This is a genomic window from Bacillus sp. JH7 (assembly GCF_001563515.1).
Taxonomy (GTDB): domain Bacteria; phylum Bacillota; class Bacilli; order Bacillales; family Bacillaceae_G; genus Bacillus_A; species Bacillus_A cereus.
Map to the genome: position 1 here is coordinate 1 of NZ_LPUS01000030.1, position 20,126 is coordinate 20,126.

Below are 20,126 nucleotides of genomic sequence, written 5' to 3' on the forward strand. Positions count from 1 at the left end.
TAATTGGTGAACGATCGTCTGGATACTCAGAAGAAATCCAATGTGCTAACGCATCAGAATCTTCCTTTAATTGTTTGTACGTAATTTTCGCATCTCGCCAAACAAAAGCGGTTTGATCAGGCGTTTCAATAGCCCACTTTTCAATTTGTTCTAATAACTTCATAACGTTCCCACCCTAGAATTCGTTGTAAATAAACGGATTTGTGTTTGTGTCATGGAATCCATACAACCAAAGTAATGCAAATAAAATTGCAAGATAATACACTATTCTTACTATCCATTGTGTAAATGGACGATACCATAACTCTTTTAATTTTTTCATAATGTTTCCTCTTAGTAAAAATATATTTTTAAGCTATAATCATTTATCAAATGCATAGATATAATATTTTACAAGCGATTGTCATGCCAAAAGTTTAAAGGCATATGTTCTTTTTCGCTATACGCCCTAAATATATATCCCTTAATCTTTAACTGCTTAATAATTTCCGGCAAAGCCTTTATCGATTGGGGATGTATGTCATGCATTAAAACAATTTCTTTATCATTATTTGCTTGTGATATAACGTTTTCAACTATCTTAGGAACAGATTCCTCTAATGGAACTTTGTTATACTTCCAATCTAAAGAATCAATTGTCCAATCCCAAATTTTCAGTCCTGCTTCAGCAACTTGATTGCGTAAATCCTGAGTTAATCCTGGTTTAGATCCATATGGTGGTCTACAAAGCATTGGGTTCTCATGTATAACACGTTGAAGAATTTGTTGAACTTCTTTCATTTCAGATAAAAAATTTCCTTGAGTGTATAATTTTCTATAATCATGTGTCATACTATGCAGACCTACATAGTGCCCATATTGTTTTTCACTTTTTATCAAACTTTGAAATTGCTCCGCATGTGAACCAATTACAAAAAATGTCGCTTTTATATTCTCTTGCTTTAAAATGTTTAATACTTCTTGTGTATACTTACTTGGCCCATCATCAAAAGTTAAATATATAACTTTTTTACCTTGTGCCTCCTCTTCAACTCTCTTCTTATCTTTCTCCTGTTTAATTTCTATTTGGGATTCTTTTTCTTTTCTTACTTGAACTACATCATGTTTATTACTAGATTCATTTTTTGCTCTTACTCCAGAATTTAAAAGATGTGAAAATACAAATACACCAATAAAAAGCAATGATAGAACCAATATACTTTTTTTAATCATTCTAAATACCTCCATCCAACTCCACATAAGGACTGATATATCCTACACTATACGAAAATCGTAATTGTTATTATTTTCATTTTTAAACCACAGATATATACTTAAATCTCTCCAACTATCACTTCCTTAAATGTAAGAATATGCATTCCATATTTGCTAAATTGATTACAAGAAAATTATATTTCAATGGCCATAAACTTTAAAATGAACACAATTGATTACACTCATCACTTTTTATGATGGCTATACCATACATACTTCAATTCAAAGTAAAATGACTAACTTTATATAGCACTTTATTTAATTCTAAACAAATACATACAATAAATTCGATTGAAATAATCCATTCTAATATTAGAAACGCACAATGGTAAGACTTCATACATAACAATTTTACAAATAACAGGAATTATATTTTTCAACTTCGCATAAGAGAATTCCCCATTTAGAGATTGGATGCGCAACTCCATTAAAACCTTTTAATTAAATATTTAAATTTTAAAATTTTTAATTTTCTTTAAACACCTAATTCAAAATTAAAAAATCCTGTTACTTATATAATATGTAAGCAGTTCTTAATTAAAAGTGAAACCTTAAAATTGTCAATTTCATGAACAATTTTAACATTGTTGAAATGGATGTAATTAAATTATGATAGTTTCATAATTTAATTACCCTCACCTATGTAGAATGCAAAAAACTGTTCACGCTTACTGGGCCATTCCATAAAGTTCACTTAATGGGGTTAGAATACCTTCACACTTTTATACTAATCTAAAACTAAACTGAACAGGAGGTCGAGAAATTTATTGGTTTTAACAAATTTAGTTAATAATCCAATAGATATAACCCATTATGCTAATTCAACGTCAATACCACATTCTACAACACTTAGTACATGAAGATAGATGGTTTTCTCTGAATGAACTTGCCCGAAAGCTCAACTGTTCCATTAAAACAGTTCAAAGAGATATAATATACTTACAAAAAAATTTACCAGGGAAATGGTTTATCAAAAACAGTAAAAATAATGGTGTACGATTGTTCAAACCTTTTAATTCATCTATTGACAACATAAATTATTTGTATCTTCGGCACACCTTGCTCTTTAAAACATTAGAAATATTAGTGAGTACTGACGTAGGATCTAATTCATTGCTAGCAGAAAAATTATATATTCAAAACAAGAAGATTAGAAAAATTTTAAAAGATGTAGAATTGCATCTAAACAAATATCAATTATCTTTAAAAAGACGTCCTCTACGAATAGCAGGAAATAATATAAAAATTCTCCTCATGTATCACGAGTTATATCTCAACGCATATAGTGATGAAGAATGGCCCTTTGAAGATATTAATCGTGAACTTTGCATAGAGTTTTTATCCGAAATAGAAAATTTGGTGGGAATTAAATTTTATAAAGAAACAAAAAAAGAAATTTCATTTTTTATTGCCCTATATTTAAAGAGAAAATATAGAAGATATTCAGTAGTAATAAAGCATTGGCAAATAAAAAAAATAGAAAAATCAAATGAGTATACGCAACTAAAAAATTTAATAGAGGAAATTTTCAGAAAATATAATTTTCAACTATCAACAGTGGACATTGCTATTATACTTACAATAATTAATCGCTCAGAATATACTTATAAACGACAAAATTATATCAAGCCAATTCATTCTGTTACAAAACCTTTGTGTCCATTTATCAAAAAATTCATTCGGAATTTAGAAAAAAACCTAAAAGTCGAATTGTTAAATGATATAAAATTTATACAGGCCTTAAATAAAACACTTACTTATTCTGTTAAAGCAAATAATAATCTATTTAGCGATTATACTAAAAATCATACTTTTGTAACTCACATAAAAATAACTCATTCTTCGATTTTTCACACTATTAGCAAGCAATTAACAGATTTAAAAATTACATATGATAAACTTAATATTCCTATTAACATTTCAATACATGATACTATTTCATTAACTATGTATATTGCAACAAAAAAAATGGAACTTAAAAGGAAAAATCCACAGGTGATTTTATATACAAAAAAAGGCTATTATTGGAAACTCTATTTACAAGCTTTTTTTTCACTTACATTTAAACAGGCGATTGACTTCTTAGATATAAAACTTGAGAATTTAACGAAATTACATGCGGAATACTCTAATATTTCTTGTGTAATAACAGATACATCTATTGACTGTAAACATATTCCGGTTATCTTAATTTCTTCGATCCCAACTCAGCGTAATTTAGAAGAAATAAAACAGTTCTTATAAAATCTTTTTCTCACTACATAACTACTTAAAACACTTTTTATACATAAATAGATTTTCCAAATAAAAAAACTTCCTGTTTCTAAACATTATTGAACTAGGTAGTATTTTTATTTGGATTTTTTAATTATTTTTTTTACTTTACAAGAGTTTCTTAAATTATTTGAATTTGCAGTTATCTAATAATTGTGTATAATCAGCTTGTACATATAGAATCCTTAATCTCCTTTAAAAGAGCGTAAACTCTTAGTAGATATTAATGGATATAAAGCTATCTACTTGTCAAAAAACTTCCATTTTAAATAAACAACTATACTACCAAATGAATTTCTATAAATAATATTATATAAATATTAGCGATGTATTTTCAATAACAATGTCTATCAAACCAATTGCAGAAAAATTAGATATTTCTATACACACTATTCTTTATTATGACAAAATGGGATTATTTCCATTTATATAACATGATAATAATCGATACCGTTGTTTTACCGAGGGCGATTTAATTACATGTATGAGTTCTGTAGGGATGATTCCTATTGAAACATTACAGCACATTGTGGAACTTCACATGCAAGGACTTGAAACACTTCCATATAAATAAGCGATTTTCCTTAATCAAAAAAATTATTACCAGATAAAGAAAGTATAGTTCAGGAAATTCATTAAGTAGATGAAAAAATAACTAAATTAGATTCCTTAAATTAAAAAGATATATTAATACTCCTAAATCAATTTTATTTCTCTACAGATGTTTCTTCGCAATCAAAATATAGCTCCCAACAACGGGGGTTATATTTTTTTACTTGCTACAATCTAAGTTTGCAAAATTATTAACAAAAGTTTCACATAACTAGCATATTAGTCATGAAATCGTTATCCATATTTATTAGAAAGTATTGTACATATTAATGATCTTATATATTGATTCCAATCTTCAAATATTTTTCACTTCTTATTATCATAAACAAATAACAATTTAATAACTATAAGCCCTACGGATTGAAAGTAAATAATAACTTTAGTATGTATTAAGATCCATAAACTTAACAATATTACTTAAAAATACACTATAAGAATCATTAACTTCTTTCATATAAAATAATTAAATATTTTGCTCGAACGCTTCTTCTATTTTAAATCCCATTTCCTCAGAAAAACAATCTTAATAATTATAAATATAATTACCTCTTAGCATCGAAACAGACTTGCTTGAAGCTGAAAAATTCATTTGTACAAAAGCTTTGATTTAGAATTTTCCTGTTACTCACACAGTTGGAATATAAAGCTATCCCTCTCATAATAAAAATTTGTACTAAATAAACAATAAGATAAAAATCATTATAACTGATTGAACTAATCATTTTTTGTGATTTTTATTCATCCTCAAATTTTTATATAATACTTCTACAAATTAGATAATACTTTATTTGTTCTTATAACATAATCCAGGAGGTGAGAATGATGCCACAACAAATTTATAATGAATGCATTGATTTGCATATTAGAAGAAAAGAAGAAATCTTAGAAATCATATCTCAAGAAGATAGATGGTATCATTTAACGGAATTAAAAAACACTCTAAATTGGTCCAGTAATACCTTAAGAAAAGATATACACATTTTACAAGATTATTTACCTAATAGTTGGAAAATCCAAACCAAACGAGGCTATGGTATTCGATTAGAAAAACCAACAAATTCTTCAATTGAAGATATAATATATAACATTAGAAATCAATCAAGCTTCTATAAAATATTTTGTCACATACTATATCATAAGAACGTTACGCTTACATCAATATCGAGTGAATTCAATTATTCTTACTATACAATTAAATATACATTAAATAAAATTGAAACATTTGTAAAACGATACAATTTACACTTAACCAAACGTCCGCTACAAATCCAGGGTGAAGAATGGTTAATTCGAAGATGTCTTGTCGATTTATATATAAATATATATGGACAAAATTGGCCATTCTATTATTATGAAAAAAATCGAATTCATTACTTTATTGGAATGTTTGAAAAAACATGGAATATTACTTTTTTTCAAAATGATAAACATCTGTTAGCTTGTATTTTAGCAATAACCATATCTAGAATCAAAACTAACAATCCCGTTCATATTGATTCTAGAGATTACAATATGTTAAGGAATACTTCATACTATAAAACTTGCAAAAAAATTATATCGCCTCTGGAAAAGGAAACAAATATTTCATTTTCTAATGATGAAATATTATATCTTACTATACATTTAATAGGCGCGAAATATTGGGGGGAGAATCACAGTATTTCTAAAAATATTTCACAAAGTCAAACCCAAAAAGAAGCAATTTGTTTAGAAGTGAAAATAACCCAGTTTTTATCTAATCTAGAAAAAACCTTACGAATCCCGTTATTGAAAAATGCAGAACTAACTAATCATGTTAAAAAGTGCATTCAAAGGGTATTCTACTTAAGTAACATATACTCATTTAACAAATTTTCATCTTCTTTACAAAATAATTTATACGAAACAAATACGTACTATATCAAAAATAATTTTCCTAATACATTTTCAAAAGTACAAGATCAATATAAGTTGTTGTTTTCTCAATATAATTTTAATATTCCAGAAGATGAAGTAGCAATCATTAGTTTATTAATAGAATCCGTGAGAGGGTATACAGAACAACAACCACTCAAACTATTATTATATGTTTCTACTGATTCAGGAATACTATTTTACTTAAAATCTTGGTTAAAAAAATACTTTCCTTTTCAATTTGAAATCATAATATTTACAAAATCACTCTCATCTCTAAAAGAATTTTTAAATACCAACCATATTGCATTAATTATTACAAATACAAACCTCCCTATTCAAAAATCAATACCGGTTATAAAAATCTTTAATTTACCTACCCAGCGCGATTATAGATGTATAACAAACTTTATTGAAAATAACACATTAAGTAGTACATAAAACTACGCTAAAAAGGTTGTATTTCTTAATAGTAAAAATACAACCTTTTTGAATATTTTATTTATTAGTTATCAAGATAATTTATCATTCGGATACTACTCCTTTATCTTCTTATTAAACTACCTCTTTTAATATTTACTTAACTCCTGTAATTCATCATAAAAATTCAAAATAGATACTTTCTTAAAAAAACACTCTTAATAAATTCTATAATTAATCATATTAATATAAAAAGACAAACTCTTTTTAAAAAGAGTTTGTCTTAAAAGCAGTGCAATCTTAACAATGGTTATATAATCTAGATAGTTAAAATTATGGTTTTTATTATGCTCTTATAAGGGAATAAGCTTAAATCAAAAAAATAAAATTACTAATACATTCATAAATCAATTTGATTAAAATTATCTTTTATCACTCTGGGTACCTTTAGTTTCTAAAATAATAATAGTAATCTATTTATTAATCACTATACCCACTAGATATGTTAGAAAATTGTTAAATGCACTACTATTAATTTTATTTCTTATCAACCAAGTATAAAACAGTAAATTTTTCTTGAAAACTGACAAATTTCACACCCTATCTCATCGCTATTTAACAATCTATAATACTATAATTGAACTACCTACGAATTAGTAGCCTCTATGATTTTACTTGATTTAAAGTAATAATGATAACTAAATAGCTCTCATCTAGTCCTCTTCCCAGTATAATTGTTGAGTCTTGCAATAAATATTATCCCAATTTTCTTTCAGCACTTTCATATCTACGCTAATAAAGTTCATATTAATATCAGAAGTATCTTTTAAATTTTGAATGAGGGTTGTCAGCTTAGCTTCTAAAATTGTCCAATTTGTACTCATTGTTTCTAAGTGGCTCAATAATCCCTCTGCTCCCCCATAAACTCCGTTAATATAATTAATACTATCCACAATACGATTTAATAAAAGATTCTCCCCTATAACTGGATAGCCTTGTTTTTTCTCTGCCATATCTATTACAACTTGTATTGACTTGCGATCATTTTGAAGTTGCCCAGAAATAACATTAACATCATTTCTAAATAATTTAGCAATTGTTAGAAATGATGTTACTCCTTGTTTTTGTATATCAATATCAGATTGAATACTTTCTAACAATTTAAGAATTTTTTCTTTATTTTTATTCTGAACTTGTTGTTGCATGTCATTAAACTTTTGTTGAACAATAGAATTATAAGAAAGAATTTGCTTTCTCTTATTTTTCATCTGAGGCGCTATTTCAGTATACCACTCTTTCCCTAGTCCCCCCATTTCATCTACGTGTCTAGTAACTGATGTTAAGGTATTTGCAGAAATGTATCTATGTTCTAGGCGTTCATATTGTACTAACGTATTATAAAATCCGGAACTTAAATCTAGCAATCTACCAACCTCTAAATTTAATATAGCACCTAGACTTTTTGTTTGTGCTAATACAGACATTGGTGAAAAAAATAAAAGGATTATACCAGCACATAAACCAAAACGTACAATAAGGTTTTTAAAAGATAACAAGCACATGCACACCACGGCTTTCTTACCTAAATAATTATCCCCCTGTACACTCTTACTCACAAGGGGATAGACAACTTTTAATTGATAAATATTATTTTCGAATTGTAATTTTAGAATATAATGTATCTGCATAAGATTTAATATTTACCCAACTATCTTTTGCTGTTTTCAAATCTTCCTTAATAAACGCAAGAGAACTTGGTGAAATTTCATCAATATTATCTATTAATGACTTATATTTTGATCCCATTGTTGTCCACTGATCTTTTAATGCTTCTGCTGAATCTATCGCCACATTAATTGTATCTGCAAATGTTTTAGTTTGACCACTCGCAACTTTCAAAGCTGCCACTTGTAAGTCAGTATCTTTTAATTGCATTGTCAATTTTGCGATTTGAGCATTTGCTTCTTTTAATTTATTATTTCCTGTTACGATGAGAGTCACTCCCCCACCAATAGCTCCTGCCGCTACTGTACCTGTAATAGCTGCAAATGGTAATCCAACCCCACTTAAGGTTAATACTACTGTAAGTACTCCAAATCCAGTTCCCATAAGTGTTAAAACACCACCAGAGGCAATCATTGCAATTGATGCACTAACTTGGGAATTATAGGCATCAATTTGTTGTTTTAGGGATGGCAATATAGCATTTTTTCCTTCTAAGTTTGTAACTATTTGATTTGTCTTACTTTGGAATTCATTCGTATCTGTAATTAATTTATTACGAAAATCCTTCAAATTTTCTACTAATTGATCTACTTTCTTTTTATTCTCTTGTACACTATTATATAAACGTTCAATCCCTTGTTTTGTAGTTTCTTTATCTTTTGCATCAACAGCGTCCACAATAGTTTGATAGTAATTATCAAATTTTGCTCCATAATTAACAATACCTTGGTTTACATTAATTAATTGCGGCTTTAAAACATCTACCCAATGTGTCGCATTACCCTGCGCTATTTTTTGAGTATTTATAACGGCGTCTACTAAATCTTTATCTTTTTGTTCTTTAAATAAAGTTTTATCTAGTTTAATTTTGGGGGACTTTAATAAAGTTAGGGCATAAGCATCTAACACTATTACATGTGAACCTGTATCCTCCAATGCTTTTTTTAACCCCTCTGGTCCCAAATATTTGTCAAGTAGATTCGATTGTTTTTCCGTTTTCATCGTAACTTCTTTTGTTTCAGCCGCAAACGCGTAGGATGGCATAATACTTACTGTAGATAAAGTTGCTACCAATGCAGCACATGTCATTAATTTAACAGGTATTTTCTTCATTAATATTCTCCTTTTTAATAGTTAAATAATGTTAATAATGATTCAAAGCATTCTCTATTGATAAGAAATATCCGTAATTACTTTCTCTTGTTGCTTAGCCTGAACAGCCAAACCATCTACCTTCTTTTTAATCTGCACTAAATTATTTTGTAAAATAGAACTATCTGGATTAATTTTATTTACATTCTGTTGCAGTTCGGTAAAATTATTTTTCAATTCATACCAATTGTCATCAAAACCCTCTAGACTTTCTTTCCCCTTTGCTACAGTACCTTTAAATGTGTCCACTTGTCCTACTAAAAGTGTTAAAGCCGCCGCATCCGCTTTAGCGTTCGCTAATTTTCGCGTGATTTCTTGTAATTCCTTTTGTTTTTCCTCTAATTTTTTTGCTGCAAATCCGACTGTAACACCACCACCTATAAGTCCACCGACTATTCCACCTAATGCAGGCGCTATACTAGCTAGCGTAGGTACAACAACTGCAGCTCCAACATCACCTGTTGCTACAGTTGTTGTGAATAAAACAATAGTTCCGAAAACAATAGCTCCAATTCCCGCTACCATACCAATAGTTCCACCTACAATTACTCCAATTTGGGATGTGATATCACTATTTAATGTTTCAATTTGCTTAACTAATTGTTCCACTTCCCCATTTTTATTTGTCGGAAATGTTGTTACTGCTGCGGCTAACTTCATAAAATTTTCTGTATCAACATTAAAGTTTTGTTGGAACTTCTGTAAACCAGATGACATTTTTTGAATTTCATTTCGGTGATTATTCAGGAATTCTTGTAATCTTGTAATATCAATAATAAAATCTTGCTTAGCTTGATTATCTGATTCTATTTTGAAAGATAACTCAATTAACTTATTATAATAATTTTGAAATTTTTGCTGGAATGAAACAAATTGCTGATTTGCAGCAATAAAACTAGGTTGAACTGTATCCAACCAATAACGAGCATGTTGCTTTGCATTCTCTTGATATACCCCCAAGTTTGGCATAGACTCACTTGCTACTGTAGGTTGTTTTAATAAAGTTAATGCATATGTCTTTAATAAAACACTCTGTGTTCCTAAGTTTTGTAGTGTTGATGAAACCACGACATTACTTGTATTTATGCCTTGGTTATCCACTTGTTTTTTTCAGTTGCACTTGCTGGTAATAGTAATACTTGGCTAGCCACAATAGCTGTAATAATACAACCTGTAACTATAGGTAATTTTTTCATTCATACCTCCCCTTCCAATTCTCTAATAACTAAATTGTTACTAAGTAAGAAAAAATAATAATGGACCTCTACTTTACCCATAAATTCCCCTCGGTAAAATACTTTAAAGAATACTATTAAAAGGAAAATTTATATTAATAAATGTACAATAAATAAAGAATTTCAATTATCAATATAATAGCTTGACAAATCCATTTTTTGAATTTTCTCACTCCTAAGATATTCGAACTGGCTATTGGTAATCTGCTTTAAACTATCGTCCTATAAAAGTAAAAAATCATTTAAAGAACATGTAAAGCTTAAAATCTCAAGCTCCTTTAAAAAACATTTCAATTTATAGGGGTAAAAAGTACAGGAATTGAATAAAATAAACAAGAATATAAATTGTACATAGTGTACATAATGTACACTATGTACAATTTCAAATTTTAAGTTTATACTGGAGGTGAAAGGGGAGATGATTATGCAAGCTGTTCTTAACGCTACCGATGTTCGTAAAAACTGGAGCGAATTTATTGATGGTGTAGTTCAACAAAACAAGCCTCAATTTGTTTCTAGAAACAATAAAGAACCATTTTTAAGTCTCAATATTCATCAGGCCAAAATGGTCTTTTCTACTTACACTTTCACTTTGCAATATGTACTAGAAGATGATGATTCAATCACAGCAGAATTAAAAGATTTCGATTTATTCGTTAACTCAGAATCAAAAGAAGCGGCCATTCGTGATTTAGCTATAGAATTAATTGAATATGCACAAGATTACTCTGACAACATCCAGCTATACTACAATGCCCCAAACCGTCGTGAACACTTTCCATTTATTATGAATGTTTTACTACAAGATGATTTAGACGGAGTAATACGCTTAATTCATGCCGACATTTAAAGAACTAAAACGGTTTTGTGAAAAAGATGGATGGGAATGTTATAAAGACACTGATCACTATTTCTATAGTAAGATTATGCCAGACGGGACAATTAAACGTACAAAAGTTAGTAAAGGAACTGGGGAGATTAAACATCATTTATGGAGAAAAATTTTAAAGCAACAACTACAAGTTTCTTTGGAATATTTCAATGATCATATTTAAAAGAAGTGTTGGAAACCCTTTAGGATTCCCAACACTCTGACATATTTTTGAATTTTATTGAATAAAAATAATTAAAAATGATAGAAATTAAGGTTTTGGTGCAAAGGTTCTTAACAGATAAAAAGTTGATATGATTAAAGATGAATTTTATATGGTCATGAGTAATTGCTGTAATTCATTGTACGTCGAAAAAGAGAAGTCTGAGATGTGAGGCCACTGAAAAAGTGGAAATTTAGTAGAAAAGGTATATTTCTTCATAATCTGAGGAACGTATACCTTTTTTACTGTATGCTTAGCGTATCAATTTAAGACGGATGAATCGAATGATACAAAATCAACAATCGATGGTTTTTAGTTCCTATACGGATATTTATGAATTAGTAATCCCACAGGACAATCTTTTACGCAAAATTAATGATTTAATCGATTTTTCTTTTGTTTAGGAAGAGCTTAAAGATAAATAGTAACTACTCAGCTTCCTCACGGAAGTTTTGTTCATTTACTAATCTGATATGTACTTTTTGTGTGAATACTAGATCTATCACACAAGGAGGTGATATTTATGTTGAAAAAACAAGAAATTCTAGCTGTCTATCAAAAGGGACCTGAGGCCATTTGCGATTTCATTCAGGTTCTGGTGCAAATAAATGATAAATTAAACAAAAAGCGAGGATTCCTACTGGAATCTTTACTTATGCCGTTAATCCAAACAGTTGATTGATAAAGATATTCTGATTTTGGACAGACTAATCCCGCAAATTAATTTGTTCTTTTTTGATCATATGCATCGCTTCTACACCACTTAAGATAGACACAGCTGTTTGGAATAATTTGAACCCCGACATAGAGTGTATCCGTCTTTTAATAAAACAATGATCTTGTTCCACAATGGTATTTAAATATTTGAGTTGTCCCGTTTGGATGCCTGCAGGTATCTTTTTTTCTTTCTTCAGTTTTTCAATAGCGATTGGATAGGCTGGATTTTTGTCAACTGTAATTACACGAGGTTTAGAAACATGAAGAGACTGCAAAGCTTTCTTGAAGAAACGCTTTACAGTCTTATGAATTGTCATCTGTTGCAATCACATATCCAACGAAAGGAACCTGTACTCGCACTTGTTCCTCCTTAATGGAAGTAGTTTTCGTAGAATTGTTGTTTGAATCTGAAAAAGCAAGTGCAGAACTAAAAGTAAATCCGCATCCTAGTGTTATCCCTGAAAGTTCTGTTGTGAATTTTATCTGTGCCTATTTATTTAGAAAGCATATCTTTATATTTTATACATTCTCAGTTTTTCCGAATTTGTGGCACCTTCAAATAGGTAATAAGCCGCCATATCCATTCCAATGGTCCAATTACAAAAAATCGCATCCAAATTATACTGAATATGATTTGGAGAATATAAATCAAAATACATAAAAAGAAAGATTGAACGTATGTGAGTTGCTTAAACAAATGAAATATATAACCAGAAAGTAAAATAAGCAACGTCTGTCCCAAATAATTTGTTAATGCCATACGTCCGTAAAATTTTAGAGGAAGTAATATTATTTTCATATATTTAAATCGTAACAGTAGAATTATCCCACCTACATAGACACTAGAAATGATAGGTCCTAACATGATTCCTATGCTAATAAACTGATTTGCTTGTTCAATATTAGGATCCCCTGTCCCCATCAGAACTATAGGGGGAAATGGTAAAGACGGCATTTTTGTATATTGGTAAGCACCCCCTATTAAACTTATAAAAAACATAATACTTGTAAAAATAGTTATTTGTTTCTTTTTTTCTGAGATTTCTTCAAAAACATGATATTGTCCTACTGCCAAACCAACTAACATAAGAGGTAATGTGATGAATGGCTTCATCGCAAAAAAACACACAGGCATTAATGTTATAATACCTATTAGCAAAACGACTTGTTTTTTCACCTTATAAAATAACAGCAAAACGCACCCGTATATTGCATATTCTGCCAGTACTTCTCCACTTTGAAAATGACTGTGTACATATCCCATACAAAATAATATAAGCATACGCCTTATCCATAAAATATATCCATTCATTCCTCTGGTGAAAGCTCTTGTCATGAAAAAATAGAATCCAACTCCAAAAAAAAATGAAAAAATTGTGAAGAATTTCCCTTCTATAAATAAAAATAAAAATTTTTGATAGGAAAAATCTAAGGTATTCAATTTCGGTTCTTCTACAGACAATAAAGGAAGAATGTTCAGGAGAACAATTCCTAATAGGGCAAAACCGCGCAAATAATCTAGTATATCTATCCTATTGTAACCTTGTAGTTGTTTCATTCATTTTATCCCCTTACACATTAATTACTTTCAGAATGAATATCCTTCATTTTTAATATTTTCATCTCGTTGGTCTCCTTTTTATTTTTTTATACTACTAAGTGTAACGAGGAAAATTTATTTCTCCTATCGATTTTCCTTACAAATCCCTAACAATAACGTAATAGTACTGAAAATTCCAATTTAATCAGATTCATAAGTTGTATACAGGAAAACATCCCGAACGTTAGTTCATTTTCCGATTTCGGATTCTATTTCAATTTTGTAATTCAATCTTTCTATAATATTTTTTACTAAGTATTATCCCATACCCGTAGATTCTTTGAATATCATTCCATTTTCTCCTGTATAAAACGGGCGAAAGACTCTTGGAAGATCTTCTTTCGGAATCCCCACCCCATAATCTTGTATTTCCAGAACAATTGATTTTTCTTTTTCCAAAACAACCATTGTAATGTCTGTCCGGATTCCAGCAGAATATTTAATCGCATTAGACAGAATTTGATTGACAATAAATCTAAGCCACTTTCTATCTGTTTCTATATTGTATTCTTGTATGATTCTTATTTTTGGATACACATAATTCCTAATAATGAGCCGTTTATTTTCATGAATGACCTCTTGGACAAGCGTTTGTAATGAAATTTTTTCCACACAAAAATCCTGGTCAAGTTCCTCTAATCTTGCTATGTGTATCACCATATCTAACCCATATTTTATACAATCCATTTCTTCCGCTATACTCTTAAATGTTTCTCCGTGCTCTTCTTGGGTAATCAATTCTACTACAGACAAAGGGTTTTTCATTTGATGTACCCATTGGTTGATAAATATCAGATGTTCCTTTTGTTTATGTTCCCAGGTCTTTAATTCAGCTTGATACTGATTATATTGCACTTCTAATGTATGTCTAAAGGCAATGGATATAGGAAGCACCATACATGCCCATCAACTTAAAAGCGGAAATACAATGAATTTCCGTCCATATAAACAAAAATTTTCTTAAAATCTTTTGTGCCTTTAAAAATAAGCATGCCAAATAAACCTAGATAGGTATCGTTTTTTAAATTATGCCACTTTCTTTTGTATTTTTAATCCATTATACTCATAGACAACATCCAAAACATACTAAGATTAGTAGTGTGGACCAATGCATTGGTGTACACTACTATTTTTTTATAGTAGAAGTGAAGAGTAGGTCGCTTTGATATTGGAATTTTATATCCATACCCAAAACAGACCTTCTTCACTTACCTTATTTGAATCAGTTTAGTATGTGGATCCTTGAGATCGTGTATAGGAAATGGGAATCGATAAGAGTAAGATGTGGACTTAAATTCTACATAATGAGGCAAAGTATGCAACATGTAATTGCGTTTGATGTTAGTATAGGAAAGAGTTATATGGTTATTTATAATGCTCAAAAACGATGTATTTTTGAAAGTGAAATCAATCATTCTAAGCCTGATTTTGAAGAACTACGAAAATGAATAGATCCACTTATGAATGAAAATAAGAAATCACCTCACATTGTGTTCGAAGAAACTGGTGTCTATTCGAGACAACTAGAGCGTTTTATGACCTTGTCAAGAAAAACTGGAGCATTGAATAGATTACGCAATGGATTTTGAATATTGATACGGAGTCATTCCATTTAGTGATGAGTGCGGACGAAGTGAATGATAATACATATAAATAAATTCAGTCACTAACTGAGTTACTTGAGCGAGAGAAATCAGTTTTTCTCCATGTAAACATTCACGTTTAAAGATACTAAAAAACGATTCCATCACGGCGTTATCCCTACAGTGTCCCTTACGGGACATACTTTGTTAAATCTTTTGTTGCTTACAAAAATCAGTAACTATATGGCTGGGTAAACTGTGATCCTTGATCACTATGAAATAAAATCTTTTTGTGATTTCCATAAACATGTTTGACTTGTTGAATTGTATCTTTTACTAGTTGCGCATCTTGGTGAGTATCCAAGGAATAACCCAACACCCGCCGGGTGCTAATATCTAACGCAGCACAAAAATATACTTTCAATCCAGTCACTAAACGAAATTCTGTGATATCACATATAACAATAACAGTTGGAATGTCTTTCTTACCAGGTTGAAAGGAACGCTCTAGTATATTTAGAAATATATGATGTTCTTGCTTTCGTTTTTTATAATACGTGATAACTTTTGACTTTAATCCAGCTCAACATAAAGCCTGTCTTACTTGAGACAAGCTCACCATAACATCTCTATTTATAAGATAACGGTACAATTTTCGATATCCCATTCTACCTTTTAAACGTTTAAATTGCATGACAATATAAGCCGCTGTCTCTTTACGTTTTTTCTGATTTTCAGTGGGAGTACGATAAAAATAATCATAAAAACCACTAATAGTAACTTGTAATTGATGGAAAAGCCAGCGCACTCCAAATATGTGATGGTGTTTTCTGATAAACTGAAAACGTGTTAGTTTTGGGTTTTGGCAAAAAAGGTTGTCGCCTTTTTTAGAAATTCATTTTCCTTTTTTAATGCCTGAATTTCTCATCGTAAAGAACGTAGTTCTGCTATATCAGTTTCCTCACTATCTAGAAGTGGGGAAAAATACTTTTTTATCCACAAATTAAGGGTCCCATGCCCTAAATCAAATTCGCTTTGAATACTGGAAATTGTACGCCCTTCTTTAACCACCAATTCCACATATTGTTTTTTAAACATTTCATCATACTGTTTTTTCATCTGAAACACCTCTTATATAGAATTATTTATATCTATACTGTGTTCCAGTTTTACTGTACCACCTCAATTGGCACAACCAATTGGTAAGCAATACAAACATGGAAAGGTGCCTACTGATTTAACAGACGTAGAGGAGCTAAAACGCGCGAATATCTATCTTGAGATGAAAGTGGAGATATAAAAAAAGTATCAGGAAATCGAAAGAAGATGGTCCCAGAAATCCTCGTTATGTTTGTAGAAGAAATGAAAAGTCATTATCCCATTGGTCTCATTTGTAAATGCATGGGCATATCTCGAGCTACCTATTATCTCTGGAGAGAAAAGGCATGGAGGTTGCTACCTTTAGAAGAAAAGATTATTCAGCTTTGTACCAAATAGCTGTACATGTCAATCGAAAGACCGTACAAAGGATTATGTAGAAACATAGTCCTCAGTGTAGAGTGAAACCACAACGGAAAGTGAAAATCCTTGGAGAAAGCCAAAAAATGATGCCAAATCGTTTAAAACAAGATTTCCAATCAGATTGACCCTATCAGAAGTAGGTAACGGATATTACATACTTCCTATTTTTAGAGTCTATGATGTATTTATCAACGATTATGGACTTATATAATAATGAAATCATCGCCTATCGGATAAAGGAGAACCAAGGTGTATCCCTTACGAGCTGCCTGTGAGAACCGAGAAGCAAAAGAAGTTATCCTCCATAGCGATTAGGGATCCGTTTATACTTCTTATGCTTTTCAAGATTTAGATGAAGAAAAAAGCATTATCATAAGCATGTCCTGGAAAGGGAACTGCATCGATAATGCCGTTATCGAATCCTCCCACTCCACCATAAAGTCGGAAGAATTCTACACCCCAAAAAGGGTACGTCTTGCAAATTCTATTGTACTAGAAAAAGTAAATCATTTCATGCATTATTATACTCATATACGACCGTAAAAAAATTAAACTACCTGTCCCCGATTGAGTATAGGGAACAGGTAGTCTAGGTGTTTTATTCCTGTCTTGTCTCATACCAGTGGTCCAGTTCAAAACTTGATCAGGAAGATCTTTGTTGACGATTCGATAAGCTTTTTTTTCAAAATCATAGTTGAATACCCATTGTTGATGAGCAGATCCTGTAAATGTCTTTAATTGTAAATTTCTGGAGTCTTAATTATTAGCATCGACAACCATGCCTTAGGCATCAGAGTATGCTATTCTGTATGCTCTGAACTTCCTTTTTCAATTAACTTATGATTTTTCCAATCGATTATATACCTATGGGACGAATCCGTACTACTTACATTTTTGGTATTTGAACCCACCCAGTTCGAGAAAAAGCTATTCACATTCAACCATCTTAACGAATATTTATCTGAATGTCTAGCATATGTTACTGTCAGATCCGTTAATTCTTCTGAATTTTTAGGTACCTCAACAACTGCAATCACGCCAGGAGAAAACCCTTCTGCGCTCAAAGCAGGCATTTGTTCAGTGGGTATAAAATTATCTACTGCATTGTTATTGAGTCGAGACTTCATAAAAAGTTGATTTCCATAAACAGAATCATTAGAATCTCTATCATATGGACCATAAGTTCCATTCATCGCGTTCATAAATGGAACGTTCCATTGAACCGTATGTGCGTTACTCTTCTTTAAGCGGGTTATATAATCAGCTTGGTTATATTCTACACTTGTTGACCAATTAACCTCTCCTCCTACCTTTCCAGCAAGGTCAGCTTGTATCTCTCCACCTATTTTATATCCTACAGAATTTGAAACTTTTTTCTCCCGTATTTCATCTATTGGAGAGACTTCATGAAATTCTGCTTCTTGTTTTGAATTAGGTAATTCCATTTGTACATCATACGATGATGCCCACTTTATAGCAGCATAATAATCATTCCAGCCGCTTAGTAGTGTTTTATTAGCAGCTATACGGCTACCATCGGTACTAATGATTGCACGTTGTTTATCAGAGTTAGGATCCTTAATAATGGATACTTTAAGAGATGTTTTTATGTCTTTTAAAGAATTTTCTAAAACAGAATAATTTGAATAAACTGTGGCACCCTTTCCGATTGCTTCGGATTTCGGTGTCGCTTGTCCTGATGCCCCTGTCGTATGTTCAGCAGCAAATGCAGAAGTAGTGCTTCCTAATGTGCTTACTCCTAATGTCATTGTCGCTACTGTTGCAAGAAGCGCTTGTTTGCATTTACGCTTTTGATGGTTTTGCTCTTTAGACTTCATACTTGTATTTCCTCTCTGGTTTGATTATTTTGTAAGGTAAAAAAATGGTACACCTTATTATAAGCCTGATGGTGTAGGTTATATATAACGAAAAGCGCCTTTAGTTAACGCAAAAAAATTAATTCGAGTTTAGATTGGGATATATTTTTTAAAAGCAAGCTAATTTTAAAAATTAGGATAATGCTAGTCTAAATGATAGACACAACGAACAGAGAGTTTATACTAAAAACAAATAAAAAAGTGCGAGGTGTCTTATGAAGAAAAAACTCTATGATGGAGAGGTTCTGTTGCAAAGTTTGAAAAAACATACACCCGTTTACAAAAGACAGTTATCATTTAAGAAATTCTGAATAATTGCTGTAATTCCTTGTACACCGAAAAAGAGAAATCTGGAATGCGATTTCTCTTTTGTTTGTGTATGGCATGAAGGGTTTCGATCCCTTTTATAGTACGAGAAGCGTGTCAGATAATTTGAAACCGAGACGATTTCGCAAATCGGCGTTTGACATGCCGATACTCTTGTTCAATGAGATTATTACGATGTTTAATGGTACAGTGTCTGGTATGTGGATAATAATCATCTTTCCGTAATTTTTGGAATGCACAAAGTAACGCTGGGGCCCTGTCGGTAGTAAGAACAGATGGTTCTCCAAAATGTTTGACTAGCCTCTTCATAAAGGCATAAGCGGCTTGAGGATTACGTGTTTTTCAAAGTTGAAAGTCTAGTGTATATCCATCGTTATCAATGGCACGATATAAATAGCACCATTTCCCTTTAACTTTGATATACGTTTCATCAAAATGCCAAGAACGGCCTGCGGCTTTGTTTTTCTTCTTCCAAATTTGATAGATATCAAAATTCCATACTCATGGACCCAGCGCATAATGGTTGTAGGGTGAACAGAAACTCCTCGTTCTTTCAGGGCCTCAGCCTCAGATACATTCCGATAACTTAAAGAAAAACGGCAATAGTATCCCACGGCTACCAAAATAATGTCTTTCTTAAATTATTTCCCTTTAAAATATCTCATTTTGGATGCTCCTCACTCTATTTTGCAAAAGTTTAGCTTACTTTCAAAAACTTTGCAACAGAACCTTTAATGTTTGTTGTTCAAATAGACCCTTTTAACTAAACTAATTAGACCCTTTCGATTTAATTACAATTCTCTCCTTGCCCTAAAGTGCACTTTATACCTTAAAATGTTTTT

General features: G+C 30.8%; 16 protein-coding genes and 4 pseudogenes. 6 read left to right on the plus strand and 14 right to left on the minus strand.

The window, feature by feature from the left end:
- From AU379_RS30375 to AU379_RS23620, 3 genes and pseudogenes are all read right to left on the minus strand, one after another.
- Positions 1-163 (minus strand): annotated as a pseudogene (locus tag AU379_RS30375) (AMP-binding protein); the annotation flags it as partial.
- 12 nt (positions 164-175) lie between these two features.
- Positions 176-322, minus strand: a complete 147-nt coding sequence (locus AU379_RS23615; protein WP_061139779.1) for a teichoic acid D-Ala incorporation-associated protein DltX — start codon at positions 320-322, stop codon at positions 176-178.
- A 68-nt stretch (positions 323-390) separates the two neighbouring features.
- A complete protein-coding gene (locus tag AU379_RS23620; RefSeq protein ID WP_082769994.1) occupies positions 391-1,212 on the minus strand; it encodes a polysaccharide deacetylase family protein in 822 nt (273 codons plus the stop codon).
- Between the two features lie 855 nt (positions 1,213-2,067).
- Between AU379_RS23620 and AU379_RS23625 the strand changes: the two genes are divergently transcribed.
- Positions 2,068-3,498, plus strand: coding sequence for a helix-turn-helix domain-containing protein (locus AU379_RS23625; protein ID WP_061139781.1), 1,431 nt, complete (start codon positions 2,068-2,070; stop codon positions 3,496-3,498).
- A gap of 1,464 nt (positions 3,499-4,962) precedes the next feature.
- Entirely contained in the window at positions 4,963-6,474 is a 1,512-nt protein-coding gene (locus AU379_RS23630; protein ID WP_061139782.1) for a PRD domain-containing protein, read from the plus strand.
- 692 nt (positions 6,475-7,166) lie between these two features.
- On the opposite strand, the gene AU379_RS23635 is transcribed toward AU379_RS23630, so the two are convergent.
- From AU379_RS23635 to AU379_RS23645, 3 genes are all read right to left on the minus strand, one after another.
- Positions 7,167-8,015, minus strand: a complete 849-nt coding sequence (locus AU379_RS23635; RefSeq protein ID WP_061139783.1) for an HBL/NHE enterotoxin family protein — start codon at positions 8,013-8,015, stop codon at positions 7,167-7,169.
- An 85-nt stretch (positions 8,016-8,100) separates the two neighbouring features.
- Entirely contained in the window at positions 8,101-9,291 is a 1,191-nt protein-coding gene (locus AU379_RS23640; RefSeq protein ID WP_061139784.1) for an HBL/NHE enterotoxin family protein, read from the minus strand.
- A 54-nt stretch (positions 9,292-9,345) separates the two neighbouring features.
- Complete coding sequence (locus tag AU379_RS23645; RefSeq protein ID WP_061139785.1) at positions 9,346-10,398, minus strand: HBL/NHE enterotoxin family protein; 1,053 nt, start codon at positions 10,396-10,398, stop codon at positions 9,346-9,348.
- Positions 10,399-10,989: 591 nt separating this feature from the next.
- Between AU379_RS23645 and AU379_RS23650 the strand changes: the two genes are divergently transcribed.
- The 3 genes from AU379_RS23650 to AU379_RS30720 all read left to right on the plus strand — a co-directional run bounded on the left by AU379_RS23650 (position 10,990) and on the right by AU379_RS30720 (position 12,341).
- Complete coding sequence (locus tag AU379_RS23650; protein ID WP_216637438.1) at positions 10,990-11,415, plus strand: hypothetical protein; 426 nt, start codon at positions 10,990-10,992, stop codon at positions 11,413-11,415.
- Complete coding sequence (locus AU379_RS23655) at positions 11,402-11,620, plus strand: hypothetical protein (RefSeq protein ID WP_061139787.1); 219 nt, start codon at positions 11,402-11,404, stop codon at positions 11,618-11,620. Before AU379_RS23650 ends, AU379_RS23655 begins: the two co-directional genes overlap by 14 nt.
- Before the next feature lie 562 nt (positions 11,621-12,182).
- Complete coding sequence (locus AU379_RS30720; protein WP_172794120.1) at positions 12,183-12,341, plus strand: hypothetical protein; 159 nt, start codon at positions 12,183-12,185, stop codon at positions 12,339-12,341.
- Positions 12,342-12,366: 25 nt separating this feature from the next.
- Here the strand turns inward: AU379_RS30720 and AU379_RS23660 are convergent.
- The 3 genes and pseudogenes from AU379_RS23660 to AU379_RS23670 form a co-directional block, all read right to left on the minus strand.
- Positions 12,367-12,672, minus strand: a pseudogene (locus tag AU379_RS23660) (DDE-type integrase/transposase/recombinase); the annotation flags it as partial.
- A gap of 233 nt (positions 12,673-12,905) precedes the next feature.
- Positions 12,906-13,934 (minus strand): DUF418 domain-containing protein, encoded by a 1,029-nt coding sequence (locus tag AU379_RS23665; RefSeq protein WP_061139788.1) that lies wholly within the window; start codon positions 13,932-13,934, stop codon positions 12,906-12,908.
- A 300-nt stretch (positions 13,935-14,234) separates the two neighbouring features.
- Entirely contained in the window at positions 14,235-14,873 is a 639-nt protein-coding gene (locus tag AU379_RS23670; protein ID WP_061139789.1) for a sensor histidine kinase, read from the minus strand.
- A 419-nt stretch (positions 14,874-15,292) separates the two neighbouring features.
- Between AU379_RS23670 and AU379_RS29845 the strand changes: the two are divergent.
- Positions 15,293-15,532: pseudogene (locus AU379_RS29845) on the plus strand (IS110 family transposase); the annotation flags it as partial.
- A 15-nt stretch (positions 15,533-15,547) separates the two neighbouring features.
- On the opposite strand, the gene AU379_RS29850 reads toward AU379_RS29845, so the two are convergent.
- From AU379_RS29850 to AU379_RS29860, 5 genes and pseudogenes are all read right to left on the minus strand, one after another.
- Complete coding sequence (locus AU379_RS29850; RefSeq protein ID WP_216637439.1) at positions 15,548-15,724, minus strand: IS3 family transposase; 177 nt, start codon at positions 15,722-15,724, stop codon at positions 15,548-15,550.
- A gap of 67 nt (positions 15,725-15,791) precedes the next feature.
- Entirely contained in the window at positions 15,792-15,992 is a 201-nt protein-coding gene (locus AU379_RS31040) for a DDE-type integrase/transposase/recombinase (protein ID WP_232487805.1), read from the minus strand.
- A 491-nt stretch (positions 15,993-16,483) separates the two neighbouring features.
- On the minus strand, positions 16,484-16,678 hold the full coding sequence (locus AU379_RS23675) for a transposase (RefSeq protein ID WP_232487804.1): 195 nt from the start codon (positions 16,676-16,678) through the stop codon (positions 16,484-16,486).
- Positions 16,679-17,880: 1,202 nt separating this feature from the next.
- On the minus strand, positions 17,881-18,918 hold the full coding sequence (locus AU379_RS23680) for a beta-channel forming cytolysin (protein ID WP_061139790.1): 1,038 nt from the start codon (positions 18,916-18,918) through the stop codon (positions 17,881-17,883).
- Positions 18,919-19,254: 336 nt separating this feature from the next.
- A pseudogene (locus AU379_RS29860) lies at positions 19,255-19,913 on the minus strand (IS6 family transposase).
- Between the last annotated feature and the right edge of the window lie 213 nt (positions 19,914-20,126).